This window comes from Kitasatospora atroaurantiaca (assembly GCF_007828955.1).
Classification (GTDB): Bacteria; Actinomycetota; Actinomycetes; order Streptomycetales; family Streptomycetaceae; genus Kitasatospora; species Kitasatospora atroaurantiaca.
On sequence record NZ_VIVR01000001.1, the window covers coordinates 7,432,275 to 7,457,715 of the forward strand.

The 25,441-nt window shown below is 69.5% G+C and carries 17 protein-coding genes and 2 pseudogenes; 10 read left to right on the forward strand and 9 right to left on the reverse strand.

Features of this window, described 5'->3' with window-relative positions; genetic code table 11:
* Positions 1–334: 334 nt before the first annotated feature.
* Positions 335–904, forward strand: a pseudogene (locus FB465_RS37275) (carbohydrate binding domain-containing protein); the annotation flags it as partial.
* Between the two features lie 90 nt (positions 905–994).
* Positions 995–2,098, forward strand: coding sequence for a chitinase (locus FB465_RS33295; protein WP_246193378.1), 1,104 nt, complete (start codon positions 995–997; stop codon positions 2,096–2,098).
* 346 nt (positions 2,099–2,444) lie between these two features.
* Here FB465_RS33295 and FB465_RS33300 read toward each other — a convergent pair whose 3' ends face one another.
* The 6 genes from FB465_RS33300 to FB465_RS33325 all read right to left on the reverse strand — a co-directional run bounded on the left by FB465_RS33300 (position 2,445) and on the right by FB465_RS33325 (position 13,970).
* Positions 2,445–4,421, reverse strand: a complete 1,977-nt coding sequence (locus tag FB465_RS33300) for an FHA domain-containing protein (protein ID WP_145796576.1) — start codon at positions 4,419–4,421, stop codon at positions 2,445–2,447.
* A gap of 490 nt (positions 4,422–4,911) precedes the next feature.
* Positions 4,912–6,003 (reverse strand): vWA domain-containing protein, encoded by a 1,092-nt coding sequence (locus tag FB465_RS33305; protein ID WP_145796577.1) that lies wholly within the window; start codon positions 6,001–6,003, stop codon positions 4,912–4,914.
* Between the two features lie 702 nt (positions 6,004–6,705).
* Complete coding sequence (locus FB465_RS33310) at positions 6,706–7,539, reverse strand: PIG-L family deacetylase (RefSeq protein WP_145796578.1); 834 nt, start codon at positions 7,537–7,539, stop codon at positions 6,706–6,708.
* Between the two features lie 588 nt (positions 7,540–8,127).
* Positions 8,128–8,544 carry a tRNA (N6-threonylcarbamoyladenosine(37)-N6)-methyltransferase TrmO gene (tsaA, locus tag FB465_RS33315; RefSeq protein WP_145796579.1) on the reverse strand — a complete coding sequence of 139 codons (417 nt, stop codon included), beginning with the start codon at positions 8,542–8,544 and terminating at the stop codon, positions 8,128–8,130.
* A 224-nt stretch (positions 8,545–8,768) separates the two neighbouring features.
* Entirely contained in the window at positions 8,769–9,986 is a 1,218-nt protein-coding gene (locus FB465_RS33320; protein ID WP_145796580.1) for an aromatic ring-hydroxylating oxygenase subunit alpha, read from the reverse strand.
* A 759-nt stretch (positions 9,987–10,745) separates the two neighbouring features.
* On the reverse strand, positions 10,746–13,970 hold the full coding sequence (locus FB465_RS33325) for a tetratricopeptide repeat protein (protein ID WP_145796581.1): 3,225 nt from the start codon (positions 13,968–13,970) through the stop codon (positions 10,746–10,748).
* Positions 13,971–14,722: 752 nt separating this feature from the next.
* Between FB465_RS33325 and FB465_RS33330 the strand changes: the two genes are divergently transcribed.
* On the forward strand, positions 14,723–15,574 hold the full coding sequence (locus FB465_RS33330; protein ID WP_246193031.1) for an SAM-dependent methyltransferase: 852 nt from the start codon (positions 14,723–14,725) through the stop codon (positions 15,572–15,574).
* An 86-nt stretch (positions 15,575–15,660) separates the two neighbouring features.
* Here the strand turns inward: FB465_RS33330 and FB465_RS37615 are convergent, their stop codons facing one another.
* Both FB465_RS37615 and FB465_RS38035 read right to left on the reverse strand, forming a co-directional pair.
* Positions 15,661–15,990: a low temperature requirement protein A gene (locus FB465_RS37615; protein WP_145796582.1), complete on the reverse strand. Its 330-nt coding sequence runs from the start codon at positions 15,988–15,990 to the stop codon at positions 15,661–15,663.
* A gap of 110 nt (positions 15,991–16,100) precedes the next feature.
* Positions 16,101–16,391: pseudogene (locus FB465_RS38035) on the reverse strand (hypothetical protein); the annotation flags it as partial.
* On the opposite strand from FB465_RS38035, the gene FB465_RS33345 reads away from it, so the two are divergent.
* The 4 genes from FB465_RS33345 (at position 16,390) to FB465_RS33360 (ending at position 20,581) form a co-directional block, all read left to right on the forward strand.
* On the forward strand, positions 16,390–17,127 hold the full coding sequence (locus tag FB465_RS33345) for an MmyB family transcriptional regulator (protein ID WP_145796584.1): 738 nt from the start codon (positions 16,390–16,392) through the stop codon (positions 17,125–17,127). The pseudogene FB465_RS38035 and the gene FB465_RS33345 sit on opposite strands and share 2 nt — an antisense overlap.
* Before the next feature lie 106 nt (positions 17,128–17,233).
* A complete protein-coding gene (locus tag FB465_RS33350; protein WP_425461231.1) occupies positions 17,234–17,515 on the forward strand; it encodes a DUF2255 family protein in 282 nt (93 codons plus the stop codon).
* Positions 17,516–18,131: 616 nt separating this feature from the next.
* Positions 18,132–19,361: a serine hydrolase domain-containing protein gene (locus FB465_RS33355; RefSeq protein WP_246193033.1), complete on the forward strand. Its 1,230-nt coding sequence runs from the start codon at positions 18,132–18,134 to the stop codon at positions 19,359–19,361.
* Positions 19,362–19,489: 128 nt separating this feature from the next.
* Complete coding sequence (locus FB465_RS33360; protein WP_145796586.1) at positions 19,490–20,581, forward strand: alpha/beta hydrolase; 1,092 nt, start codon at positions 19,490–19,492, stop codon at positions 20,579–20,581.
* A 237-nt stretch (positions 20,582–20,818) separates the two neighbouring features.
* Here FB465_RS33360 and FB465_RS33365 read toward each other — a convergent pair whose 3' ends face one another.
* Entirely contained in the window at positions 20,819–21,724 is a 906-nt protein-coding gene (locus FB465_RS33365) for a LysR substrate-binding domain-containing protein (protein ID WP_145796588.1), read from the reverse strand.
* 493 nt (positions 21,725–22,217) lie between these two features.
* Here FB465_RS33365 and FB465_RS33370 point away from each other — a divergent pair, with 493 nt between their 5' ends.
* From FB465_RS33370 to FB465_RS33380, 3 genes are all read left to right on the forward strand, one after another.
* Positions 22,218–22,979 (forward strand): helix-turn-helix domain-containing protein, encoded by a 762-nt coding sequence (locus FB465_RS33370; protein ID WP_145796590.1) that lies wholly within the window; start codon positions 22,218–22,220, stop codon positions 22,977–22,979.
* Positions 22,980–23,217: 238 nt separating this feature from the next.
* Positions 23,218–23,832 (forward strand): DUF4142 domain-containing protein, encoded by a 615-nt coding sequence (locus FB465_RS33375; protein ID WP_246193035.1) that lies wholly within the window; start codon positions 23,218–23,220, stop codon positions 23,830–23,832.
* Between the two features lie 67 nt (positions 23,833–23,899).
* Positions 23,900–25,288 carry a DUF1996 domain-containing protein gene (locus FB465_RS33380; protein ID WP_145796593.1) on the forward strand — a complete coding sequence of 463 codons (1,389 nt, stop codon included), beginning with the start codon at positions 23,900–23,902 and terminating at the stop codon, positions 25,286–25,288.
* Positions 25,289–25,441: the final 153 nt, after the last annotated feature.

Sequence of the window (25,441 nt, forward strand, 5' to 3'; positions counted from 1 at the left end):
AACCTGCCGCTCATAGCGACGAAGGTGCGTCCGGCGGGCCTGACAACGGCTGAGGTTGTTGCTCGTCGAGGGGGTGCTGCTCCGACTCGTCCGGCTCTTGTGGGTGACTGACGGCGACTCCGGAGAATCGCCAGTGGCCACCCCGGAGGGTGACCCAGCTGAGCACTCGCCGCAGACCAACGTTGCTATTGGTCCAGACCTATTGACGAGCCGTGTCGCCCCTCCTACGATCCGGTGCGGCACAGCCCCACATGTCCCCACCTCACCCGGAGCCGAGCGTCACGCCCCCACGCGTCGGTCATGTCCATGGCGCTCGGCGGGAAGGGAGCACAGTATGTTCCGTCGGAGGTCGCGTACTCCACGTCTGTCGGGCGCATTCCGCCCTTGTGCGGATCACGGCCGCCTCGAAGGCGACCAGGCGGGGAGCGAGCCGGTCCCAGCTCCTCGCCCGCAGAGGGCGGCCGTGGACCGCGCATTACAGGTGAACCGGACCAGCCGCGCCAAGCACCGACCGACCGTCCTGAGGCGTTCCCTCGCCGGGGTGAGCGCCGCCGCCGTCATCGGTGCCGGCATCGCCGTGGCCGGCTCCGTCACGGCGGGGGCTGCCACCCCCAACCTGGTGGCCAACTCCGGATTCGAGAACGGACTCTCCGACTGGGCCTGCTCCAGCGGCTCCGGCGCGGTCGTCAGCAGTCCGGTCCACTCCGGCGCGTCCGCGCTCAAGGCCACGCCGACCGGCCAGGACAACGCCCAGTGCACGCAGACCATCAGCGTGCAGCCCAACTCCCAGTACACGCTGAGCGCCTACGTCCAAGGCAGCTACGTCTACCTGGGCGCCACCGGCGCCGGCCTCACCAGTGCCCCGTCCACCTGGACGCCGAACAGCTCGTCGTACGGCCAGCTCAGCGTCGGCTTCACCACCGGGGCGAACACCACCTCGGTCACCGTCTACGTGCACGGCTGGTACGGGCAGCCCGCGTACTACGCGGACGACGTGTCGCTCACCGGCCCCGGTGGCAGCAGCCCCTCGCCGACCGTCAGCCCGTCGGCCACTGCCTCGCCGACCGCCAGCTCCTCGACCAGCGCTTCGCCGAGCACCAGTCCGCCGACCAGTGCCTCGCCGAGCACCAGCCCGTCGGGCGACACCTGCCCCACGAAGCCCAAGCCGTCGGGCAAGGTCCTGCAGGGATACTGGGAGAATTGGGACGGTGCCGCGAACGGAGTCCACCCCGGCATGGGCTGGGTCCCCATCACGGACAGTCGGATCGCCGCGCACGGCTACATCGTCATCAACGCCGCTTTCCCGGTGATCCTCTCGGACGGCACCGTCCTGTGGCAGGACGGCATGGACACCAACGTCAAGGTCTCGACCCCCGCCGAGATGTGCCAGGCCAAGGCGGCCGGGGCGACGGTCCTGATGTCGATCGGCGGTGCCGCCGCAGGCATCGACCTGAGCTCCAGTACGGTCGCCGACCGGTTCGTGGCGACCGTCGTCCCGATCCTCAAGAAGTACAACTTCGACGGAATCGACATCGACATCGAGACCGGCCTGTCCGGAAGCGGCAACATCAACACGCTGTCCGCCTCCCAGGCCAACCTGGAGCGCATCATCGACGGCGTGCTGGCCCAGATGCCCGCAGGCTTCGGCCTGACGATGGCCCCCGAAACCGCGTACGTCACCGGCGGAAGCGTCACCTACGGGTCGATCTGGGGGGCCTACCTCCCGATCATCAAGAAGTACGCCGACAACGGCCGCCTGTGGTGGCTGAACATGCAGTACTACAACGGCAGCATGTACGGCTGCTCCGGCGACTCCTACCAGGCCGGTACCGTCCAGGGCTTCACCGCGCAGACCACGTGCCTGAACAACGGCCTGACCATCCAGGGCACCACCATCAAGGTGCCCTACGACAAGCAGGTGCCCGGCCTGCCGGCCCAGCCCGGCGCGGGTGGTGGCTACATGGCGCCGAGCCTGGTCGGCCAGTCGTGGAACGCCTTCGGTGGTTCGCTGAAGGGGCTCATGACGTGGTCGGTCAACTGGGACGGCTCTAAGGGCTGGACCTTCGGCGACAACGTCAAGTCCCTCCAAGGCCGTTGATTTCCCGCTGACTCCCCGCGCCCCGGTTGCACCGTTGCGAGCTGGAGCCGGTCACCGACCGGAACTCCACCTCGGTTCGGGATGTGTCGATGCCGGACATCGAGGACACGACCGGTGCTGCGGGTGCCGTGGATCGGCTCGACTTTGACCTAGACGCCGGGCAGGTGCTCGGCGTGGTCGGCGAGTCGTCCTTGCCGAGCAGTTCGCGCCCGTCGATCGGTGGAGTTTCGGATCGCACGCATGACGGACTGCTCGCAGGGGATCGCGGCACCGGCCACCCCGGCGCCGGCTCTCCGAGGGTCGGCGGTAGCCGATGACCCAGCGCTACCGGCGATCCGGACAAGAATCAGGCAGGCGGCGGGTTCGAGCTGAGCGGACCCGGCGCCGCCGGTCGGTGGTTCGGCCGAGGCGGGATCTCGTGGGCGTCGCGCCGAGCGGGTTGTGGACGCAGCTCTGTCGTCTCGGTCAAGGCTGCGTCGGGGCGCTGCCGGCCGCGGTAGAAGATGTCGAGGTCGACCTCCTCGCCGCCGACGACCAACGTGTCCCAGGGCCCGCTGGCCACCAGGATCCGGACGGTCTCGCTATTCAGCCGCCGCAGGTGGTCGCGGAGAGCCCGGTCGTCGGGCATGCCCGGAAGCCGGGGCGACAGGCGGTTCCGGATCTTCCGCAGCCGGTCCATCAGCGCGTCGAGGTGTGCTTCGCCCTCCGCGCTCTCCGGAGCTGCCTCCTCGATGCTCCAGGCGATCTTGTCCTTGATCGCGCAGCTGACGCCGTGTCCGTCGCTGGTGACCATGGCCTTCCACGCTCGGCTCTTGTGCCGGTACTGCAGCATCGACATGGCCGCTTCGTGGCGGACGAAGTCAGCGTCGCGGAACGCCTTCCCGCGCCAGCTGTCGCTGAGTGACCGCGCGAGCGAGATCGCCGAGGCCAGGCCGCTGTTGAGTCCGCGGCCCGGCCAGAAGTGGATGGCGTTGGCGGCGTCCCCAAGCAGGAATCCGTAGGTCCCGGGCGTGTTGGAGGTGGCGGAGTAGAGCTCGGCGGTGAACCGCGGCCGCTGCACCATGTCGAGGCGGAAGCCGGTGACGGCGGTCAGGTTCTCCTCGGCGACGCCGAAGAGGACCAGGCCCTCCAGTATCCGCTTCCACAGTGCCGAGCCCCGGACCAGGGCGGGTAGGAAGAGCGTGCCATGAGTCGAGCAGCGGAAGTCGCCGCCGTCCTCCCGGGCCATCAGGCAGGGCCGAGAGGCGACGCACTCCTCGAAGACGTGCCGGACCGGGTCGACGCCGATCACCTCCTTCGCCTCGGCATCGGTCAGGCGCATGTTCAGGAAGCCCTCGCCGCGCAGGGAGTTCAACAGGAAGCGGTTCTGGGCCACGGTCAGCAGGACGGTCATGGGATCCGACAGGTCGGATTTCACCCGCAGGCCCAGCACGACGTCCTGGACGTGCTGTCCGTTCAGCGAGTAGATGGACGTGTCGGGGGTGCCGAACCTCTCGGCGAAGTACTCGCGCGTCCGGGAACGGCTCCCCTCACAGATGGCGAGCACGTGATCCTTGACCACCTCCTCCCGCCGCTCGGCAGGGTCGAAGACGGTGGAAGCGAGCCGGATGGTGTCGGGCTTCTCGTTCGCCATCTCCAGCAAGGTGTCCTCGATGTAGGCGATCCGGATGTTCCGCGGGCCGTAGCCGCGAATGGAGTCCGGCCCGGCCGGCCACATCTCGGAGTACGCACCGGCGCGGAACAGCCGCTCCTGGACCTCCTCCGGCAGGTTCAGGAACTGGCGACTCTGGACGGTGACGACCTGCTGCCGCCGGACGTTGCCCTGCGCATCGTTCTTCCAGACGACGCGCGAGCCGTCCTCGGTCCAGCGGCCGTCGTACACCGTGACGGCCACCTGCCGGCCCATCAGGTGTTCGAGCAGCAGAGCGAAGGCGAGCCCCACCGGACCGCCGCCCGAGACGGTGACGTTCAGGACCGGCCCGCGACTCTCGATGACGGCGGGGGAGATGAACTCCGTGATCGTCTCCATCGAGTCGGCGATCTCGAAGCGGAAGACCTCGCCTCCGATGGTGATCAGGTCGCCGGACGTGAGGACGTGCGACGTCACGCGTTTCCCGTTGACCAGCGTCCCGTTACGGCTGCCCCGGTCGTACAGGACGTAGCGGCCGCCTTCGCGGAGCATCTCGGCGTGGAGGCGCGAGGCGCTCCGGCTCGCGATCACCACAGAGCTTTCGCTGCTGCGGCCGAAGGTCACAGGGGTGTCGCCGACCGGGAACCGCCGCCCCGTCAGCGGTCCCTCGCGCCCGATGATGGCAGCTGGCATGGTCACTCCGTTCCCTGGATGTCTGGCTGCTCGTCCTTGACCGGCGGTCGCCAACGGGAGGGTTGCCTCGCGATGGATCTGCCCGGAGCCCGGACGGGAGGCGTTTGGTGAACGTGCCTGCGGCGGGAGGTGGTTGGGGTGAGGGATATCGGACGCCGACAGGGGCCGCCGAGTCAGCTCAGGAGGCCGCCGGCGTACGCGATCCGGGATTTCGAAGGTTCAGCACAGACAGCCATGGCCCCCCACGTCCGTCACTCCCTGCATTGATCGGCGTGCTCCAGGTTGTCGCCACCAGCAGCTGCGCGCAAGGGCGCGATGTCGGAAGTTGCAGACAAGTTGCACAGCCGCCGCAAAGGACCTCTGCCGTAGACCCGGCGCGCCCCGGCTGACCGGGTGTCAGGCTCCCGCGTCCGCGAGGCACAGCTCGGACAGGCTGCCAGAGTGCTCCGCCGGTCTGGCGCCAAATCCGTGACTGGATCGCAATTCTCAGTTACAGGATGACCAGCAGCTTGGTGCCCGGCACCAACTTCCGGTTGACGGAGGTCGATTGGACGAACACGGTGTACGACGGGTTGTCGCCCGGCTTCACCGTGGCCTCCGACCCCGGCAGGCCGAGGAGCTGGCGGGCCGCCGGGCCCGAGAACACCCTGCCCGTCATCCGGCCGGTGGCCGGGTCCTTCTCCGCCACGGCGAGCTGCTTGTTGCCCTGGATCTTCTCACGCTTGGACAGCTCGTAGTAGGCGCAGCCGGTCTTGTACGTGTGCCCGGCGCGGGTGACGAAGTCGCGGATCTGCGTCTGCTGGTCGACCGGGATGAGGAAGTACTTGCCGGTGTCCAGGGCATCGAGATTGGCCTTCACCTCGGCAGTGCTCAAGTCCTGGCCCATGGTGAACAGGTTCCTGGTACCGCGCACGCCCTGTTCGCGGCCCCGCAGGAAGCTCGTGGCAGCCGTCTTGACGGTGCCGATGGCCTCCTCGACGCCCTTGCTGGAGTCCGCATCCCAGATCGCGATGTTGCCCGCCGGGAAGCCGTACTCCTGAGCGGTGCGCTTGGCCAGGGAGTTCGGGACCAGGATCGCCGAGGTCCAGTGGTCAGGGAGGTTGTCCATGGCGCTCTGGATGCGGCCTGTCCACCTGCGCAGGACGGCGGTGCCCTGGCTGCCGTCCATGCGGATGTGCATCTTTCCGGTCTCCGAGCAACCGGAGGCGTTCTCCTCGCCGTCGGTGACGACGACCTGAAGGAAGGAGTGTTCCCCATATCCTTCCCAGATGTTCTTCAGGTCGTCGATGGACTTCACGGCCGCCTCGATCAGCGCCGTCGCACCGTTGTTGACCTCGTAGAGCCCCCGCAGGGATGGCAGGTGCTTGACGTCCATGTCCCAGACCAGGTTCTTCACCTCGTGATCGAAGGCGTAGAGGCTGATGCGGGTCTCGTGACCGAGCCGGTCGGACTCCTCCTGAAGGCCCTTCACGAACTCGTCCACCACCCGGACAAGCTGCGCCTCGTGCTGGCGCATCGAGCCGGACCTGTCGACCACGAGCGAAACGTGGTTGACCTTGTGCTTGATCCTGGTCGCGGACATGGTTCTACCCCTTTTCCGACACTCTTTCGACGCCTTTCCGGCGCCCCCTCCAACGTTGTTTCCACACTACGAGGGGGCACTGACAATGAGGTCTGACCTGGGGTTCAACCGATTCCGACCACCCGTCAAGTCCGCTTTTAGAGATTAGTAATACTGACGGGCAGTCAGAAATCTCGGTTCGGAGAAGCGCCTGCGGCTCGGCGTCGAACGAGGGTAACCGGGCTCGTATCCGGCTGGCCTCGGCAGTCTCCAGGTCCGCGATGTCGTAGTCCCAGGCGACGAGGGCCTCACGGGCCTCCGCGCGGTGGTACGGCTCGGTCGAGGTGGCGAAGAACCGGCGAGCGCAGTCGGCGAGTGACGAACGGCTTCTCAGTGAACGGCGCCATGGCACAGACCTCGGACCGGAGACTCGAAAGGGGCGATACCGTAGACCTCGGACACCCCCTCCCGCATCACCGCCACCGACGCCCGATCAAGCGCTCTCCACCGCCCAGGGCTGCGCGCTCCGCCAATTTCAGCGGCAGGCCGCCCCCTCCACAGCGACCCCTGCCGTCCGGTTGGGCCGCCACGGAAGTCAATCGCTCTTGTGCCTCGATCGTCGCCGCCGCCGGGGCCACGGCGAGCGCGAAGCCGACGGGCCGGCCGTGACCGGACCTGGTCCTCCGGGTCCGGTCACGCCAACGGCCCGGGCTGCGCTGTGGATCAGCGCAGCCCGGCGAAGAGGTCGTTCTCGGGCACGGCCGCGCCGGTGGTGTCCTGGACCCGTACGAAGGTCTCCACGCCCATCAGCTCCGTGAACCTTTCCTTGCCCATTTTCAGGAAGAAGATGTTCTCGCCCTGGCTGGCGTGCGCGGCCAGCGCATCGAACTTCTGAGCGCCGAACTCGGTGGTGTCCACCCAGGTGGTGATCTCCTCGTCGGGGAGTCCGATCTCGGGTATCGCGGCAGCCTCCGCCGGATCCGGTTCCTCCCAGTCCGCGCCGAACTCGCGCATGACCTCCCCGAACCGCTGCATCATCGAGCGCGGCGCCGTCGTCCAGTACACCTTCGGCGTCATCCCGGTCATCGCCAGCGCCGCCATCGTGATGCGGTTCGCCTGGATGTGGTCGGGGTGGCCGTAGAAGCCGTTCTCGTCGTAGGTCACGACCACATCGGGCCGGTAGCGCCGCAACAGTTCGGCCAGACGGGCGGCGCCCTCCTCAACCGGGGTCTGCCAGAAGGACCCGGGCGCGTCGTTGGCCGGCCAGCCCATCATCCCGGAGTCGGCGTACTCCAACAGCTCCAGATGACTGACCTTCAGGACCTCGCAGCTCGCCTCGAGTTCCTGACGACGCATGGCGGCGACAGCCGCCGGATCGTGCCCCGGCTCGCCCGGCTTGACACCCCCCGGTCCGTCACCGCAACCGCCGTCGGTACACGTGACGAGGACAGTGCGAACGCCCTCCGTCGCATACCGCGCCAGGACACCCCCGGTTCCGGTGGCCTCGTCGTCGGGGTGGGCGTGCACTGCCATCAGCGTCAGGGGCCGGTCAACCATGAAAACCATCCTTCGGTCGGAAAAGTGCTCGGTCTGAGTCTGCGGTACGCGGGCAGGCGGTTGCCCGTAATATCGGGGTGACCCGGCGTACGGGAGACCCAAGGGCCCCCGGACCACGCCGGGGTGGATGAACTGTTGATCTCGGCTCCCCGCCCGCGCGGGGACGGCCCCGGTCCGTGTTGACGGTCCTGCCAAGGGCCTGCGCCTGCCGCTCCTGTCGGGGGCCGTGCAGTTTTCGATCGTGCAGTGGAGGGACCTGCGCGATTCAAAGTGGTGAATACCAGTCAGATACCCGTTCGGCCGCCGGGGGTCGTGGTGCGCTCTCGCAGCCCACGGCAACCAGCGCTCCGAGTGGGACGCCGGCTGCCGCTTCGATTTCGAGAACCCTCGGTGACGGCATCGACGGCCGTCACCCCAGGCGGCCGTGGGTGGATTCCGGGGCGTAGTGCCTGTGAGTGGCTGCTGCTGATCGAGCTGAGCCGGGCCTCTGCGGGCGCTCCTACGTCTGCGCCGGCAGGGATGCCCGTGGGTACGACAACCGAGGGCTCGAACTGCGTTGCGCGCCCGGCAAGATCTCTGAGAGTGGCCCTAGCGTTCGGTGCTCCGGCCCAATACCGGCTTGACGTCCAATACGGGGGTGCCGTTCAGGGCCTCGAGGTTACTGACCCGGATCCGCAGACCTTCGACGGCCAGGATGGTGACCCGGTGCAGGCCGATGGGGTTGGGGCGGTCCGGCGAGCGGGTGGCGAAGACACCGGTCTCCGGGCGGGAGAGGTCCCCGCGCGGGTGGACAGCGAGCACCTCGCGGTCGGCGCGGTGGAGCCAGGTGAGCAGCAGGACGTCTTGTCCCACCTCCAGGTCCCGCAGACCCTGGGCCACCGAGGGGTCGAAGACCAGCCAGACGTCCGGTCCGCCCTCGTCGCCCTGCTTGGGTGCCTCCGCCCGCTCCAGAAGCGGTGACTCCACCCAGCCGATCGTCCGTACCTGGTACTGCCCGTCCGCCATTGCTCTCCTCTCGGCGACACCGAGTCTAGGGGGCCGCCTGTGGACCGTGGCGGAGCCGAGCAGGGCGGCCAGGGGATACGACCGCCCCCCGATCCGGTCGCGCTCCCGTTGAGGTGAGTGATGGTCACGGGTCCGGACCTCGTGGCCTTCCTGCACGGCGCCCCCGCCTCCGCAGTAACGGGCATCGAGACACCGCTGTGGACCGAGATCCGTTCCTCCCGGGACTATCCGTGACCGGCGGACCCGTCGGCCGCCGGGCCGGGGCCTTCCGGGAAGCCGTTGACGCTCGGCGGCGCGCCCTGTGGTCCACCCACGCCGAGTTGCTCGGGACGGAGGGGCACGCCGTTGGTCCGCAGGACGTCGCGGACGTCCAGGATCAACGGGAACACCTCGTGGTTCCGGTCCTCGCCCTGTTCGTCCCAGGCCCGCTGCTCGGCCTCGACCGCCATCCGGTCCTGTGCGAACACCCGCTCGGTGAAGCGCCGGATCAGCGGCCACGCCAAGTGGATCACCCCGGGGACCGGCGGCTTCGCGATCATCAGCAGGCCGTAGGCGTGGTTGGTGCGCTGGTCGGCATCCTCCGGCACGTAGGCCGCCCAGAGGGAGAACGCCGGGAGTTCGGCACCGTCGGGAACGGCCTGAAGGGTCTGGTACGGGTACTCGGCGCGGATGGTGACGACGTCGGGTTTCTGCCGCCCGCCGAGCCCCTCGGCGGCCAGCAGACCGGCACCGCGGTCCTTCCTGCCCCCGGCGGGGACGAACAGGTAGCGGGCCTCGACGAACCGCGGACCGCGCTCGTACCCCAGAAGCTCGGGCTGGATCCTGCCCAGCACACCCCGGTGCAGGAACTGGTGGTTCATGTCCAGCAGGTTCTCGTGCATGAAGGAGTAGTGGCACCGCACGGTGCGGGAGAACGTCATGGTTCGGTGCGTGGCCGCATGGAACTCGGGTAGCACCGGAAACGGCGTCCCTTCGGCCTTCCCCGGGGCGCCGGGGAAGACGAACACCAGGCCGTAGGCCTCACGGACCGGGTATGACCGCACGCCGCGCGGCGGCCGCTCGCACCCCTTGGGCAGATACGGGATCTGCGAGATGTGGCCGTTTCCGCGGTAGGCCCAGGCGTGGTAGCAGCAGCGCAGCGCCTCCCCCTCCACGACGCCCAGGCTCAGGGGCACCTGGCGGTGTGCACACCGGTCCTCCAAGGCATGGACCTTGCCGCTCCGGCCGCGGTACAGCACGATCCGCTCACCGGCGAAAACAGCGGCGAAGGTGCGTCCCCTGGGTACTCTTCGGGACACGGCCACCGGATACCAGAAATCCGGATCGATCCCGACGCGCCGCAGGTCGGCGACGGCTTCCTGGTGGTCGTTCTCCGGCTGTGGAGGTAACCCCGCCGGTCCGTCGGCGGGGTACCGGTCCACTCCGGGTCGGGCCTCGGTCATATGTGCTGCTTCCTTGCGCTCGGGCCGGGAGGACGCGGTCACGGAAACGCCGGGTGCCCGAGGTGTACGCACCCGGTGCGGCCGAGATGTTCGCCGCCGAGCCGCTTCAGTGGCTGTCGATCGGCGGACGCGCCGCTCGTGGCTTCGCGTCGATCCGGCATCCCGAAAGGCCGAAGGCGATCCGTCGGCCGCTGCAGGACTCCACCTCCCTACGGTGGCCGGGGGCAGGGCGAACGGCAACTGCGGCGGTGTGCAGCTGCTCGGACACCCGGCTCGCACGCGGCGCGCCTGCCAGGCTCCGGGCCTTCGCACAGCAAGGCGGCGTGGGCCGGCCGTCGTCGGTCGGGGCGCGGCTCGACGGCGCTGACCTGCGGGCTCGCATCTTGCGCCGCGGCCCCGTCCACGCGAGCGGCCGTCGCCCGAGCGGCCCACACGCGGCTGGGGACAGCACAGTCCGTCGGAGGTGTCAGACGGCTGAGGCACGGCTGTCTCACGCCCTCGCTGACAGCCAGGACCGAAGCCATGATGACGCTGCGGCGGAGTAGGACTCCGGCGAGTCCTCAGTCCTTGTACTGCTCACGGGGCCTGCTTGTTGCTCTGGGGGTCCAGAGCGTTCCTCCGCGGGTCTGGCTGGGGGACAACCTCCTGAGCATCCGCCAGCAGGTTCAGCCTCCCCAGCCGATGTCTTGGCAAAGCGAAGGACGGTGGTGACGGTTCCGGGGTTTCCAGGGTGGCCCGCTCGTACGCTCCTTGATCTCTCTATCTCCGGAGCCTGCGCCACCACGTCTGGACGCGGGCGAGGGCTCCAGCTGATTCGCTGCCCTTCGATGTTCCCGGAGCGCCGTAGACCCGCACACCGCCAGCACTGACCATCACACGAGCGTGGGGATTCTGACGCAGGAGCTCGGCCATGAGGCCGATGGTGTCTTCCGGGCCGTCGGCCTTTGCCCGCCAGCTGGCAAGGCTCCGACGCGTGGTTTCGACGAGTGGATGGTCCGGGCCCAGGGCGCGGAGGAGGTCAGGTAGCAGCGCCTCGAAGTCCGCAACCGCTGTGGCCGCGTCTCCGCCGGCCTCGGCTCGCCAGCCCGCGAGGTTATGCCGGACGGCGAGGACGTCGTGATGGTCGGGTGGCAGGAGCCGTAGGTGGTCGGCCAGCAGTTGCTCGTGGGCTTGCGCCGCGCCTGGCGCGTCGCCTGCGACACCGAGCCAGTGGGCGAGGCTCCGGCGGGAGCCCAGGGTGTCCGGATGGTCAGGTCCCAGGGTTCGAAGTTGGGCGTCGACGAAGGCCTGGAACGCCGTAGCCGTAGCGGCGGTGTCACCGGTTCGCTCGTGGCAGTGAGCGATCCGGTGCCGGAGTTCCAGGATGACGTGGTGGTCAGGGCCAAGGGCTACCAGTCGGTCGGAGAGGAGCCGTTCAGGTACGTCCGCCGCGTCGGCCGTGTCGGCCGAGTCGTCGGTATGCACCTGCCAGAAGGCGATCAGCTCGCGGATGTTCACGATGTCCGGGTGGCCGGGGCCGTCATCCTGCGGCTGATCGTCGACGAGGTGGCCGAGGATCTCCTCCAGAAGCGTCGCCGTAGCGGCCGGATCTCGCGCCATGCTGTGCCAATGGGCGTGGGTGATCCGGGCACCCAGGACGATGGGATGCTCGGGCCCCAGAACACGCTCCATGTCGGTCAGGAGTCGTTCCAGGTCGCCTGCGACGGTTTCGGCAGGTGCGCACGCTGCGCCTTGCGCGTTGGCCAGCTCAAGCCGGGTGGTCAAGGTGACCGGGTGACTGGGCCCCAGGACCCTTTCCATGTCGGTGAGAAGCAGTTCGAAGGTCGTCACCACCGACGCAGCCGGCTCTCCCGCGGCGTGCAGGCACTGGGCGAGTTCCCCCCGGGTGGTCAGGGTGTCGGGGTGGTCCGCCCCCAGGGCATGTGTTTGGTCGGCCACGAGTTGCGTGTAGGCCTTCATCGCGCCAGCCGGGTCTCCCGACGCCGCCTGCCAGTGGGCGAGCGAGCCCCGGGTCCTGAGTGTGTTGGGGTGGTCCGGTCCCAGGACGGTGACCAGGTCGGGCACGAGTTGCTCGTATGCGGCCAGGGCGCTGGCCGGATCCCCTGACCGTCCCCGATACATGGCGAGGTTGTGCCGGGCGGTCAGGGTATCGGGGTGGAGCGGTCCTAGCCGTCGGACCAGGCCGGGCAGTAGACGCTCGTATTCCTCGATTGCGCCAAACGTGTCCCCGAGCTCCCCGCGCCGTACTGCGAGGTTGCTGCGGGTGATCAGGGTGTGGGGGTGATCGGGGCCCAGCACACGCAGTCGGTCGGCCAGGAGCTGCTGGTAGGCCTCGACCGCTCCCACTAGGTCCCCGGCTTCTCCACGCCAGTATGCGAGGTCTCCGCGGGCAACCAGGGTGTGCGGGTCGTCGGCGCCCAGCTGGCGCTCCGTGTCCGCGGTGAGGCCGGAGAAGTACTCGATCGCCGCTCGGACCAGGCCCGTTTGACCGAGGCTCCGGCCGTGGATTTCCAGGACCTGGTGCATGCCGGGCCGCCACAGGGCGTCCCGGGTGTCATTCCTCCTGAGGGCGGCGGCCCCGGCCCGCAGACGGTCTCCGTTGTCCCGCTCCTGTCCGGTCTGCAGCCACACCTCCAGGAGCGCGTCTGCGGCTGCGGGCACGGGATCCGGTGCCGACGGGCGGCCATGTGGGCTCTCCCGGACGGCGCGTTGGAGGAGCTGGTGCGTCTGAACCACCGTGGTCTGCCGGCTGGTGAGTCGGTCAACGAGGTTGAGTCGGTGGAGGGCCGTCAGTGCGTCCTCCGCGGCCACTTCGTCGACGGCCTCGCCGGCCTGCCGCTCCGGGGCTGATCCCCTGGGTCGGCGGAGGGTGAGGTAGCCCCGAGTGGCCTCGCTGGTCAGGACCGCGACCGGGATGCCATCGCTGTTGAGGACGGACGCCAGCTCCAGGAGCGGCCTGGCCAGTCCTGCCGGTCGGTGGGCGTCGGCGAGTTCGATGGACATGTCCCACAGGGCGGCGACGGTGCGGGTCTGCTTGTCCGGAAGGCCGCCGATGGGGGACATCAGCTCGGTGAGCGTTTTGGCCCGGCGTTCCAGCAGGTCCAGGTATTTGTCAATGGTGCGCCCGGTCTCGACGAGGTAGGCGCTTGCCTGTGCGAGCGCGAGAGGGAGATGTCCGAGGGCGTCGGCCAGCCGGTCGAGGTCGGCGTCGCTGTCCTCCGGGTTCCGCTCGGGACGGCCGAGGGCACGCCGCAGATAGGCGCGGGACTCAAGGGGCTCGAAAACCCCGATCTGAATGACGCGCCGGGTGTCCGTGGTCCAGGCGGCATCGCGGCTGCGGGTGGTGACCAGCGTCCGCCCGGTTCGCACCTCGGGCGGCAACAGGTCGTTCAACTCGGCAAGCTGTGGGACATCGTCGAGGACGACCAACCAGCGGCGTCCGCTGGTACGCAGCCAACCGCGGAATTCTCGGGCAGCGGTCTCGGCGTCGACTCCTCGCAGGCCGCCGTCGATCAGCTTGCGTGCGGCCTCGGCGTAGGCGCTCGTGATGGCCTGCGCGCTGGTGGCACTCACCCAGACCAGTACCTCGACCGGCTCCGCCCCGTCATCGTCCGTCTGCGGACCCGCGACGGCGCGCTCCCAGACGGTGCGGGCGTACGCGGCGGCGAGCTGGGTCTTCCCGACACCGCCCGTGCCGGTGATGACCTGCCCGAGCACGGCGGCACCACCGTCGGCCAGGGCGTCGGCGATCTCGTGGGTCTGTGAACGGTCCTGGTAGAACCCGGCCCGGTCGGGGAGCAGGCCGATCAGAGCGGGCCAGCTGGGTGATTGCCACGGCTCGGGCGAGGAGTTGACCACCGTGACGCGGGCACCAGGGCTGCCGACGACGCTGTACAGCACGTCCCCAGCGATGCCGATCGCCCCTTCGCCGCTGACGTCCAGCCGAGTCTCGATGGGCTGCCGAGATTCATCGGGGGATGTCATCGAACCTCGCTGTCAAGGCCGAACGCGCTGCCGCTCACGGTTCCTCCGATGGCTCGCGAACCGTCCCCACTGGCTCGGACATCCCGGCGGGCCGCATCGTCCACGCCGGGCCCGGACCTGCCGGGAGCCACGGGCGGCTGCCCAACGACTTTGCTGCCCTTCCCGATGGCACTGCCGATCACGTCTCCGCCGACCGCCAAGGACTGAGCCCCAGAGGCGTGCACTTGGACAGCTCCTGGGGGATCCTGGGAGCCGCCGGTGGAGACTGCGGTGATCTGCCACACCGACACTACGAGCCCGGCCAGCGCGACCACGGCCCCCACGACACTCGCAGCCTTGTCGGCCGACTCCAGATCCACCAGGACCGCCGTCAGCACCAGTGCGACCGTACCCACGGCGCAGGCCCCCGCCACGACTCGCCACACCCACACCCGGCCCGAACCTGCTGTCACGTCCCCACCCCTAGCCGGCCCGAAGGCCGTATCCACACAGGCACCGCAACCAGCCACCAGCGTGCCACCGCGCTCCATGGCCCTGCATCACATTCGTTCAATCTGTTACCGGATCAGCAAGGAGTCGCCGATTCCCCCACGCCCCGGCTGATCGGCGCGTTGCTGCCGCTCACGGGCGTGGCGGTGACGGCCCTCCTGCTGCACCGGCGGACGGTCGGGTGAGGTCGTGGACCCGTCACCGCCGCTGCCCGGGTTGGCTAGGATGACTTGACGAGACGTCAGAGACTTCGGGGAGAGCTGATGCAGTACGAGATGGCACCCGGTGAGATGGCCTCGATCGTGACAGGGGAGTGGCAGCCTCCGGCGGAGCTGAACACCGGAATCCCCCACCCTGCGCGGATGTATGACTACTACCTGGGTGGCAAGGACCACTTCCCGGCCGACCGGGAGGCTGCCGAGAAGATCATCGCGCTCATGCCCGATGCCCGGCTCGGGGCCCGGATCAATCGCGAGTTCCTCGGCCGTGCGGTGGAGTTCGCGGTCGGCTGCGGTGTTCGGCAGTTCCTGGACATCGGCACCGGGATCCCGGCGGTGGGCAGCACCAGCGAGGTCGCCCACCGAGTCGCTCCGGACGCCCGCGTGGTCTATGTCGACAACGACCCGATCGTCCTCACCCACGCTCGTGCCCTGCTGGCCCACCACCCGGCCGGGCACACCACGGTGCTCCACGCCGACCTGCGTGACCCGGCCGCCATACTCGCCGATCCGGGCCTGAAGCAGGCACTCGACTTCTCCCGGCCGGTGGCCCTGATGCTGGTGGCGGTGCTGCACTTCGTCCGGGACGAGGAGGGGGCCGCCGAGACGGTGGCTCAGCTGCGGGACGCACTGGCACCGGGAAGCCTGCTGATCCTCTCGCACGGCACGCAGGACCTGATGACGCCGCAGATGGCCGCGGAGACCACCCGGATCTACAGCGGTGCCAGCTCGCCGCTGGTCCTGCGGACGCGGGCCGAGGTGGAGAAGTTCTTCGGGGACTTCGAACTGGTCGATCCCGGCTTGGTGCAGCTGCCCCTGTGGCGGCCGCAGGGGCAGCTGCACCAAGGCTGGCAGGAGGCGGCTCCGGCGTATGCGGGAGTCGCTGTCAAGCGGTGACGTGACCCCCGGTCAACGGCTCGGGTGTCGCGTTTCCAACCGACCCCCCACCACGCATCTGTGCAGGTCAGGGCTCCTGGCCCGGATCAGGTGCGCACGTGGCGGCGCAGCTCCGCGTAGCGCCACGTCTCCGCGGCTCCCACCGCCGCGAGGACGACGAGAACGCCGCCGAGCGCGGCGAGGGGCGGCAGCGCGGCTGCTGCCGGGCACCAGGCGAGCGTCAGGATCAGGGCCGCGAGACGGAACGGGCCCCAGACCTTCACGGCGATCCAGCCGAACACCAGCAGTCCGGCGAGGTAGGCGGCGATGCCGCCGCACAGCACGGCGGCGTAGAACCAGCCCAGGTGGTGGCTGCTGCCGGCGTGTGCGACGACGCCCTCGACGCCGAGAGCGGTGAGTACGATGCCCGCGGCCATCGGGAAGTGGCCGACGCCGTACGCGCTGGAGGCAAGCGCCAGCCGGGTGTGCCCCGGGACTGGTGGAGCCGGTGGCGCACGATATGGGTGACGACGTCGAAGTAGAGCCACCACAGTCCGGCGGCCGTGGCGACGCCGAGCGCGGCTGCGATCAGCAGAGGGGTGCTGACCGGGTGCTGCGCGGCGCCGGCGCCGAGGGCGGTCAGGGACTCGCCGGAGCGCCGGAAACGTGCGCGAGCCCTGGGCCCGATGGTGCGGGTGAGGGCCTCGACGCTGTCGATGGTGCCGTCCGGCGTGGTGCCGCGGCAGGCCGGGCTGTTCCAGGGAGCGCTGTTCCGGGGAGTGACAGGGCCCCCCACATGCCTCCCGCCCAGGTCACAGCCCCGCGAGACTGGAACCATGACACGTGATCTTCCCGCCGCCGGCACCGAGCTGGGCCGCTACCTGCGCGCACGCCGCGCCCTGGTGAGTCCGTCCGAAGCCGGACTGGAGGCCGGCACGGGGCTGCGGCGCACACCGGGGCTGCGACGCGAGGAGCTCGCCACCCTGGCCGGGATCAGCATCGACCATTACACGCGTCTGGAACGCGGCCGGGAGACCCGCCCCAGCGCGTCGGTGGTGGACGCCCTCGCCCGGGCCCTGCTGCTGGAGGAGGACGAGCACGAGCACCTGCGCAGCCTCGCCGCCCGGGCCGCACGATCGGCCGCGGAACCGCACCCGGTGCCCAGCCGCACCGTGCGGCCCGACGTGAAGCTGCTGCTGGAGACGGTGCGGCCCAATCCCAGCTACGTGCTCAGCCGCACCACCGACATCCTCGCCGCGAATCCGGGCGGGCTGCGCCTGCTCGCCGGTATCGACGAGTGGCCGGCCAAGCACCGCAACATCGCCCGCTGCCGCAAGCGGTTCCGCCATCCCGAAGTCGGCGAGCTCACGCTCTGCTTCCAGTCCCTGAACCTGGAAGGCACCCCGGGCCACCGCCTGACCACCTACTTCGCCGCGCCCGGCACTCCCGAGCACGACGCCTTGGTCCTGCTCGACATGGCCGCGGGCGAACGCGACGCCCTCGACGACCGCGCCCCCACCACGGAGCGCACTGCGGCGAACCCGACGGCACGAACCGAGGAGCCGCGCCGATGACCACCTGGACCAGCGACGAACTCGACCGCATCGGACACGCCGAGGAACTGCGCGTGGCCTCCGTGTGGCGAAGCGGCGCTTGAGCGGCCCCCGCACGATCTGGGTGGTGCGCGTGGGCGACGATCTGTACATCAGGTCGGTGAACGGCCCGGGGTCCGACTGGTACCGCGGCACCCGCGCCAACGGGCGCGGCAGCGTCCACGCGGGCGGCGTCACGAAGGACGTCTCTTTCGAGGACGCCGACGGAGCCGTCAATTACCAGGTCGACGCCGCTTACCGCCACAAGTACGGTCGCTACGGCGCTTACATCATCGGGGCCATCACCGGTCCGCAGGCGAGCTGCACCACCATGCGCCTGGTCCCGCGCGTCGAGGACGCCGGCAACTGACGGTCTGGAGGAGTTCCCGACCAACACCGGGCTCACGCCCCAGGAGCCGTTCAGGCATGCCGGGTGAGCCCCGCACTTCGGGTGCCGGTCACCGGCACCCGCATCAAAGTGCCCATGTTGAAGTTCGACACCCATACGGCCCCGTTGTGGAACCGGAGCCCGTTGTTCCTGCGTCAACCCCGACCGAGTCCGCAGCCGGTGCTGCAGCGTGCCGAGCTGATCCGTCACGTCGCACCCCTCGACCACCGAGTGCGGTCGCCGGACAGCCTGCCGTGACGGCCGGTCATATATGGCCGGTGCCTTGGCCTGTCTCCTGAACAGTACGAACACCACGATGAGTGGTGCCCGGTCGGCACACAGACACAGGGCGGCGCACTCCGCAGGACATCCGAGAAGCAGGTCCGCCGCGGCCGATCGACGGACGGAATCGGGGGACCGCCCGACCGACCGCGGCGAACCAGCAGAGCCGAAGTGGCCCTGGCTTGCGTGCCATCGCTGGAGGTGAGCGTTTCAGCCCGCGCCCGGTGCAGCGCCGCCCCACAGGCACGGTCCGCACTCCCGTCGATCCAGAAGCGGTCGGAGCGATTTCAACCACCCCTATGAAATGGAGTCAGATATGAGCATGTTCGACGGTTTCAAGGCCACCCGCGCGAACGACGCGGACAGCTCAGGCGCCGGCGGTGCGGCCGGGCGGCCCCCGCGGGTGCCGCGGAATCGGCGGTGGCTGCTGCCGATCGCCGTCATGGCTTGCCTCGCGTCGGCCGGCGTCGGCCCGGCGAGCGCCGCCGCCCCGACCCCGGCCGCCATCCTGCAGGCCGGCGCCCAACAGGGGATCACCGACGGATACCCGGGTGTGATCGGCCTGGTACGCCAGGGCGACACCGCCCAGTACGTGCACGCGGGTGTCGGCGACCTTTCCACCAAGGTGCCCGCCGACCCGAAGGCGAAGTTCCGGATCGGCAGCAACACCAAGGCCTTCACCGCCGCTGTGCTGCTCCAACTGGAGGGCGAGCAGCGGCTGTCGCTGGACGACACCGTCGCCCGGTGGCTGCCGGGAGCGGTCAATGCCAACGGCTACGACGGCACGAAGATCACGGTCCGTCAGCTGCTCAACCACACCTCGGGCCTGCCTGAGTACGCGGACAGCACGCAGGTCTCCGTCCCCTACCTCCTCAACACCAACCCGAGGCAGACCTGGGCGCCGCAGACCCTGGTGGACATCGCCCTTTCTCGGCACGCGCCGGACGCCGTACCGGGCCAGAAGTTCAGCTACGCCAACACCAACTACGTGCTGGCGGGCATGGTGATCAAGGCCGTCACGGGTGCCGATGCGGCCACCGAGATCCAGCAGCGCATCATCGAACCGCTCGGCCTGCACGACACCAGCTTCCCCACCGCCGATCCCGCTCTGTACGGCACCTACCTGCGCGGCTACCTGCACCCGGTGACCTTCTTCACTCAGGACGTCACGGCCTCCAACGTGCAGGTCTACGGGAGCGCCGGTGCCATGGTGTCGACCTTGGACGACCTGGCAACGTTCTCCCGGGCTCTGCTGACCGGACAGCTCCTGGCGCCCGCGCAGATGGCCGAACTCAAGACCACCGTACCCGCGAACAGTTCGGGCACCGCCGCTTACGGGCTGGGCGTCCAGCACCTGCAGCTGCCCTGCGGACAGTGGGGTTGGGGACACACCGGCGCGGTACTCGGCTACCTCAGCAACTGGCTGACCAGCGAGGACGGTACCAAGCAGGTGCTGCACGCGACCAACGAGTTCCACCTGATCGGCGGAACCCGGGGCCAGCTCGACACCGCCAAGGCCGCGGTCGACGCCTTCTGTGCGATGTAGCCCGTAGCCGGACCACAGCCTCCCGGCCCGGTCCGGCCTGCGCCCAGTCGGTACGTGGTGCGACGGCCTGGACGAGCCGGATCTTCTTCCACAGCGTGAGAGCCACCCGCTCCCAGAGAGGACGACTGATGAAATCATTACCGCCCGCTCGGCGACTGCGCGCGAAAACAGCTGTCATTGCCGCGGCAATGGCCGTGACCGCGTTGCTCGCGACGCCACCCGCACACGCGGAAGGCTCCGCCCCTCCGGTGTTGTCCGACGGGTTCGGCCTGACCCAGGTCGTCGGCGCCACCGAGGTGCACTCCGGCACCGACTTCACGATCACAGTGACCAGCCGCCAGCTGTCCGGCCCGCACAAGATCCGAATCTTCCTTCCCAGGGGCTATGAAGCCGACCCTGGCAAACGATGGCCGGTGACGTACTTCCTGCACGGTGGGGGCGGCACCGTGGACGACGCCGCCGCCGCCCCGGCGCTGCATTCGGACTCGATGATCACTGTGGTGCCGGACGGCGGACTGAAGGGCTGGTACGCCGACTGGGTCATGCAGAACACCGTCATGGGGGCGGCGAACTGGGAGACCTTCCACATCGACCAGGTCGTCCCGTTCATCGACGCCAACCTGCGCACCATCGCCGACAGGGCCCACCGGGCTGTCGTCGGCCTGTCGATGGGCGGTTCCGGCGCACTGCACTACGCCGAATCCCGTCCCGACCTCTTCGGTCATGTCGCCTCCCTGTCCGGTGGCATCGACTTCGGCATGGCGGAAATCCGCGGCGCAGTCCTGGCCACGGAACTCAACCTCACGGGCGCATGGTGCGCCGTGAGCACCTCCAGCCCGTCCGGTACCGGCCAGTGCACCGGCTACGGGCCCACCGTCGACAGTGACGCGATCTTCGGCTCCCCATACCCGGTGTTCAACGCGGATCGCATCTGGAAGGCAGTCAACCCGGCTGCCACGGCCAACCTGGCCAAGCTCACCGGAGTCGAGATCACGCTCTACACCGGCAACCAGGGTGTCATCGACCACTTCACCGAGATCGCCGCCAAGAACGTCAAGGCCCGTCTGGACCAGCTCGGACTCCGCAGCCGCCTCGTCGACTACGGGAACGGGTCGACGCTGGCCCGCACGTGCGACGGTGGCCACAACTACGGCTGCTGGGCCCCCGCGCTCGCCGACTACGTCACCCGGCTCCAGACCTCGTTCGCCATGACGAGCTGATTCCTCGACGGCGTACGGCTCGGCCTATCGGGTCCTGCGGCCACAGCCTGACGGTCGAACCCTCCCAACGGCCCCATCGGACTCGTGTCCGATGGGGCCGTTGCCGTCTCCTGCCTGATCGACGGTCAGCCAACGCCGCATCTCGACGAGCGCACACGTGTGGAGGCCCCTCCGGGCGGGGGTGCTTCGTCGTTCCTGGGGCGGGCAATCATCACACCGTGGCGGTCCCTGCTGCTGTCACGTCCCCGTGGTCGCCTGGGCGACCTCCCGCAGGAGCGGGAGCAGCAGTTGCTCGTACGCCGTCAGCGGGCGGGCCAGGGTCCAGCTGGCCATCACTGTGCGGCGCTCGGGCGCCGGGTGGACCTCCAGCTCGGCCAGCACGCCGTGCCGGAGCTCGAGCTGGACGGACCGGCGCGGCACCAGCCCCACCCCCAGGCCGATCCGCACGGCCTCCTTGATGCCTTCCGTGCCCCACAGGTCGAGGGTCCGGGCGCCGGCCAGCTCCCAGCTGTGCAGGAGGTCCGTCAGCTGACTGCGCGTCTGCGCTCCGCACTCGCGCAGCAGGAAGGTCTCGCCCGACAGGTCGGCGGGGGCGATCTTCCGTCCCGCCAGCGGATGGTCGGCCGGGCAGATCAGCAGCATGTCCTCGCTGGCGAGCCGTTCCGACCGGTACTGGCCGGGAGGCAGGGGGCTGCCGCTCAGCCCGATGCCGGTCCGGCCCTCCTCCAGAGCCGCGGCGAGCTGGTCGGCGGTGCTGACGGCAAGGCTGAACCGCGCAGCGGGTTCCCGGCGCCGCAGCTCCCGCAGGACTGACGGCAGGAAGTGCCCGCTGATGGTGCTCGTGCTGCCGATCACCAGTGGGTCCTCGCGCTGGAGCGCTGCCGCATGGACGGCTTTGACGGCCTGGTCCGCCAGTGCGAGCACCTCCTTGGTCTGCGCCAGCAGGACCTCGCCGGCCAGGGTGGGGCGGATCTTCGGGCCTGAGCGGTCGATCAACTGGGTCCGCAGGGCTATCTCCAGGTTCTGCACCTGTTTTGACACGGACGACTGGCTCAGGAACAGGACCTGGCCCGCTGCCGAGAATCCCCCGCATTCGATGACCTGTGCAAATACCGCCAGTTGATTGAGATTCAGTCGCATCATGGCCTCGCTCGCGTCCGGACGGTGTGGGACACAGGGGCGGCGCGGCGCCTCGCGGGCCCGGCCGGTAGGGCAATGTACCGTGCACCGGGGCTCGCGCCACAGCGCAGGTCCACCTGCGGCATTTGCCGGACCGAAGTGGCACGCGCGCCCGTCTTCCGTGCCCCTCACGTGTGCTGACGGCCGGTCGGGCAGGGGTCGGCCGGTCTCGCGTGGGTGGGACCGACGCCTGCTGAACGGCAAAGGATTCGCAAAGTAGCGGGACGAAACCTCGGTTCGGGCCTCTTTCCATGGTGACCGGCCCGCCAGTGGCCGGCAGTTCCTCGGGAGGTGTTCCGGTGCACCCGTGCCCCAGCGGTCAACCGGCAGCGCATTCTCCGTCCGGCGTTCTCACGCGGCGGACGCCCGCTCTACCCGGCAGTGGTGCCGCCGATACCGCGAAGCCCGGCGGCCGCCGCCGGCGGTGCCGTCCCGGCACACCGTGGAAGGAGCCGCTGTGGATTCGCTGACCCTGCCCCGCGGCGAACCGGCACGACGCCGGCAGCCCGAGCCCGCCGACAGGGCCGGGCTGCGGAACGGCCCCAAGACGGTCCAGGCGGTGGCGCTCTCCGCGGCACCGGGACCGCCCCCGCCGGGGCTGTCCGCCGCGAAGGTCGTCGCTTACCTCCACGGACCCGAGCCGTACCTGCTGATTCCCGACCCGGTCCCGGGGATGCACCGGACGCTAGTCCGCTGGCTCCAGGGCCGGTCGGCGGTGGTGGGCCCGATGGTGGCGCGCGCCGACGCCGGAGCCTCGCTGCGCTGGGCCCGCACACTGCTGGCGCTGGCGCCGCAGTGGCCGGGCACCGCCGGGAAACTCCTCTTCGTCGAGCACCACATGGCCGAGGTGGTGCTCTTCCAGGCCCCCCTGCCGGCCGGCCACCTGGTGGCCAAATGGCTCGGCAGACTGCACGACATGACACCGCGTCAGCGAGGCCGGATGGAGCAGACCCTGCTCGCGTGGCCGGAGGGCGGAGGTGCGGCCGAGGCGGCGCTGCTGCTGCGCATCCACCCGCAGACCGTGCGGTACCGGCTCCGGAAGCTGGAGCGGATCTTCGGCAGCAGCCTGCGCACCTCGCAGGCGCGGTTCGAGATCCTGTTGGCGTTGAAGATCCACGGCATGGCCGCCGAGTGTGCTCGGCTGCGCGACAGGGCGGAGGAACTGCCCTCGCGTCGGACGTCCGAGCCCCGGCAGGACGTCCGACACGGCGGTCTGTGAGCCGTATCCGGTTCTGACCGTCCCAGATTCCCGTGACCTTCGACCAGGATCTGCGATCACCGAAATCTGTCCCTTGCTGACCCGGTGGCGGGCCGGTGCGATCGCTCATCCCGGCGTGATGAGGAAGCCGATGTCATCTTCGAGGAAGAAGCGCGGACCCGGGAAAGCTGCCTACGGAATTCCCAAGGTGAGCCGCTTTCCGCGATCGTTCGCCACTCTTCTCGTGATCGTGGCCATGATGGCCACGATGACGGCCCTGGTGGTCCCCATCGTGCGCTCGGCCGGCTCGTACCGCAGCCCGCGGGCGGACGAGTCACCGGGGACGGTGCAGACGCCGTCCGGGCCGCTGACGCCGCTCGACCGAGACTTCGTCAAACGGGTCCGGCTGGCCGGGCTGTGGGAGATCCCCGCAGGTCGGATGGCCGTCGCCAAAGGTGGCAGTCCCGAGGTCAGGACCGCCGGCCGGCACCTGATCGACGGGCACACGGAACTCGACCGGGCCGTGCTGGACACGGCCGCGACCCTGGGTCTGGACGTTCCCGGCGAGCCGTCCGCCCAGCAGAAGGCATGGCTCGAACAGCTGGACGACGCCCAGGGCGAAGAGTTCGACCGGCTGTTCGCGAATATTCTGCGCAATGCCCACGGCCAGGTGTTCGCCCTCGTCGCCCAAGTGCGCGCCGGCACCCAGAATTCCACGGTCCGGGATCTCGCGACCATGGCCAACTCCACGGTGCTGGACCATATGACGGTCCTGGAGGACACCCGGCTGGTGAAATTCGGCGACCTTTCCGGACCGCCGACCGGCAGCTCCTCGCCGACCACGGCTCCGGTACCCGGGGCGACGCAGCGCTAGACACATGCGGCAACAAGGCTGTCCACGGCCTGCTCGACAGGCCCGATCCCGTTTCGAGGGTGCGAACATGAGGATTCACAAACGTGACACGGCCAGGCGGAAGGTACTTGCCCTGCTGCTGGCCGGGATACTGGCGGTCAGTGGCGCGTCGGTACTCGCCGCGGCGGCGTTCGCCGGGCAGCGCCCGGGGCGGTCGCAGCCAGCCGCCGCCCAGGTGGGCACGGTCGCCTGCGGCGACGTCGGAGCGATGCTGGCCTCGGTACCGGAGGCCGCCCAGCCGGACGTCGACCGGGACCTCGCCGACCTCGACGTCCAGGTGGCGGACGCGTACCGCAGCCTCTCGGAGCCCGGCTCCGGGGGTGGCGAGCAGCGCGTCATGGACGCACTGGCCGAGCAGCGCTCGGCGACCCTGCAGAAGCTCTCGGCGAGTGCCGGACCGGACTCCGGTCTGCCCGAGGACCTCTCCGGACTGGCGAACTGCGCGATCCGGCGCGACCTGGTGGTCGACGCGTCCGCCCGGGACTTCGCCCCCGAGGACCGGAGCGGCGCGGCCGCCCGGAGCAAGGCGCCGACCGGGGGGAAGTCCGGCCTGGGACGCGGATTCGTCGACATCACGTCCGTCTCCCCGAACACCGCCAAACCCGCCCGCTCCGGGCCGGCCGGCGGCACCTTCACCTCGCGGTGCGGACGCAACGAGAACCGGCATCTCAACCCCGACAACGTGATCGTGGCCCCCGGGGTGAGCAACGGCGCCCACCACATGCACGACTACGTGGGGAACCGCATCACCGACGCGTTCTCCGCCAACGGCCGACTCGCCGGCGCCGGCACCACCTGCTCCAACGGCGACCAGTCGGCCTACTACTGGCCGGTGCTGCGGCTTCTCGACGGCGCCAACGAGCGCGACGCCAAGGCGCCGGGCGGCGGCAAGGACCGCAACGTGGGACGCATCCTGCAGCCGGCCGAGGTCGGGATCACGTACAGCTCCACCACCGGGAACAAGGTCCAGCCCATGACCCGCTTCCTGCGGATCATCACCGGCGACGCCAAGGCCCTCACCAACGGACCGGCCAACGCCCACGCCTCGTGGAGCTGCACCGGGTTCGAGGACCGCCAGCTCGCCGACAAGTACCCGATCTGCCCCAACGGCAGCCGGGTCGTGCGGACACTGAAGTTCCCGGACTGCTGGGACGGCAAGAACATCGACAGCGCCAACCACCGAAGCCACACCGCCTTCTCCAAGAACGGCAGTTGCCCGAAGAACTTCCGGGCGATCCCCCAGCTCGTGGAGCGCGTCGCCTACGACGTGCCGTCCGGTGTGCGCTTCGCCGTCGACAGCTTCCCCGAGCAGCTCCACAACCCGATCACCGACCACGGGGACTTCATCAACGTGATGAACCGGAACCTGCTGGACCAGATGGTGAGCTGCATCAACGAGGGTCGGCGCTGCGGATGACCGCCCCCGATTCCGGGCGCCCCATTCGAGCGGAGCAAGGACAAGGCCGGAGGCTCAGTGATGTTGACAGGGCAAGGACGCCGATCCTGGCATTCGGCCGCAGGGCCCGCGCGAGCGCGCCGAGCGGGCCGAGTGGGCCGGGCCGGCCGCAGC

Coding starts and splice junctions, on each gene's coding strand:
- FB465_RS33365 (WP_145796588.1), bottom strand. CDS start 21,724: ATGATGCGACTGAATCTCAATCAACTGGCGGTATTTGCACAGGTCATC.
- FB465_RS33375 (WP_246193035.1), top strand. CDS start 23,218: ATGGCCACGATGACGGCCCTGGTGGTCCCCATCGTGCGCTCGGCCGGC.
- FB465_RS33355 (WP_246193033.1), top strand. CDS start 18,132: ATGAGCATGTTCGACGGTTTCAAGGCCACCCGCGCGAACGACGCGGAC.
- FB465_RS33330 (WP_246193031.1), top strand. CDS start 14,723: ATGCAGTACGAGATGGCACCCGGTGAGATGGCCTCGATCGTGACAGGG.
- tsaA (WP_145796579.1), bottom strand. CDS start 8,544: ATGGCGGACGGGCAGTACCAGGTACGGACGATCGGCTGGGTGGAGTCA.
- FB465_RS33300 (WP_145796576.1), bottom strand. CDS start 4,421: ATGCCAGCTGCCATCATCGGGCGCGAGGGACCGCTGACGGGGCGGCGG.
- FB465_RS33360 (WP_145796586.1), top strand. CDS start 19,490: ATGAAATCATTACCGCCCGCTCGGCGACTGCGCGCGAAAACAGCTGTC.
- FB465_RS33325 (WP_145796581.1), bottom strand. CDS start 13,970: ATGACATCCCCCGATGAATCTCGGCAGCCCATCGAGACTCGGCTGGAC.
- FB465_RS37615 (WP_145796582.1), bottom strand. CDS start 15,990: ATGGCCGCGGGCATCGTACTCACCGCTCTCGGCGTCGAGGGCGTCGTC.
- FB465_RS33345 (WP_145796584.1), top strand. CDS start 16,390: ATGACACGTGATCTTCCCGCCGCCGGCACCGAGCTGGGCCGCTACCTG.
- FB465_RS33310 (WP_145796578.1), bottom strand. CDS start 7,539: ATGGTTGACCGGCCCCTGACGCTGATGGCAGTGCACGCCCACCCCGAC.
- FB465_RS33320 (WP_145796580.1), bottom strand. CDS start 9,986: ATGACCGAGGCCCGACCCGGAGTGGACCGGTACCCCGCCGACGGACCG.
- FB465_RS33305 (WP_145796577.1), bottom strand. CDS start 6,003: ATGTCCGCGACCAGGATCAAGCACAAGGTCAACCACGTTTCGCTCGTG.
- FB465_RS33380 (WP_145796593.1), top strand. CDS start 23,900: ATGAGGATTCACAAACGTGACACGGCCAGGCGGAAGGTACTTGCCCTG.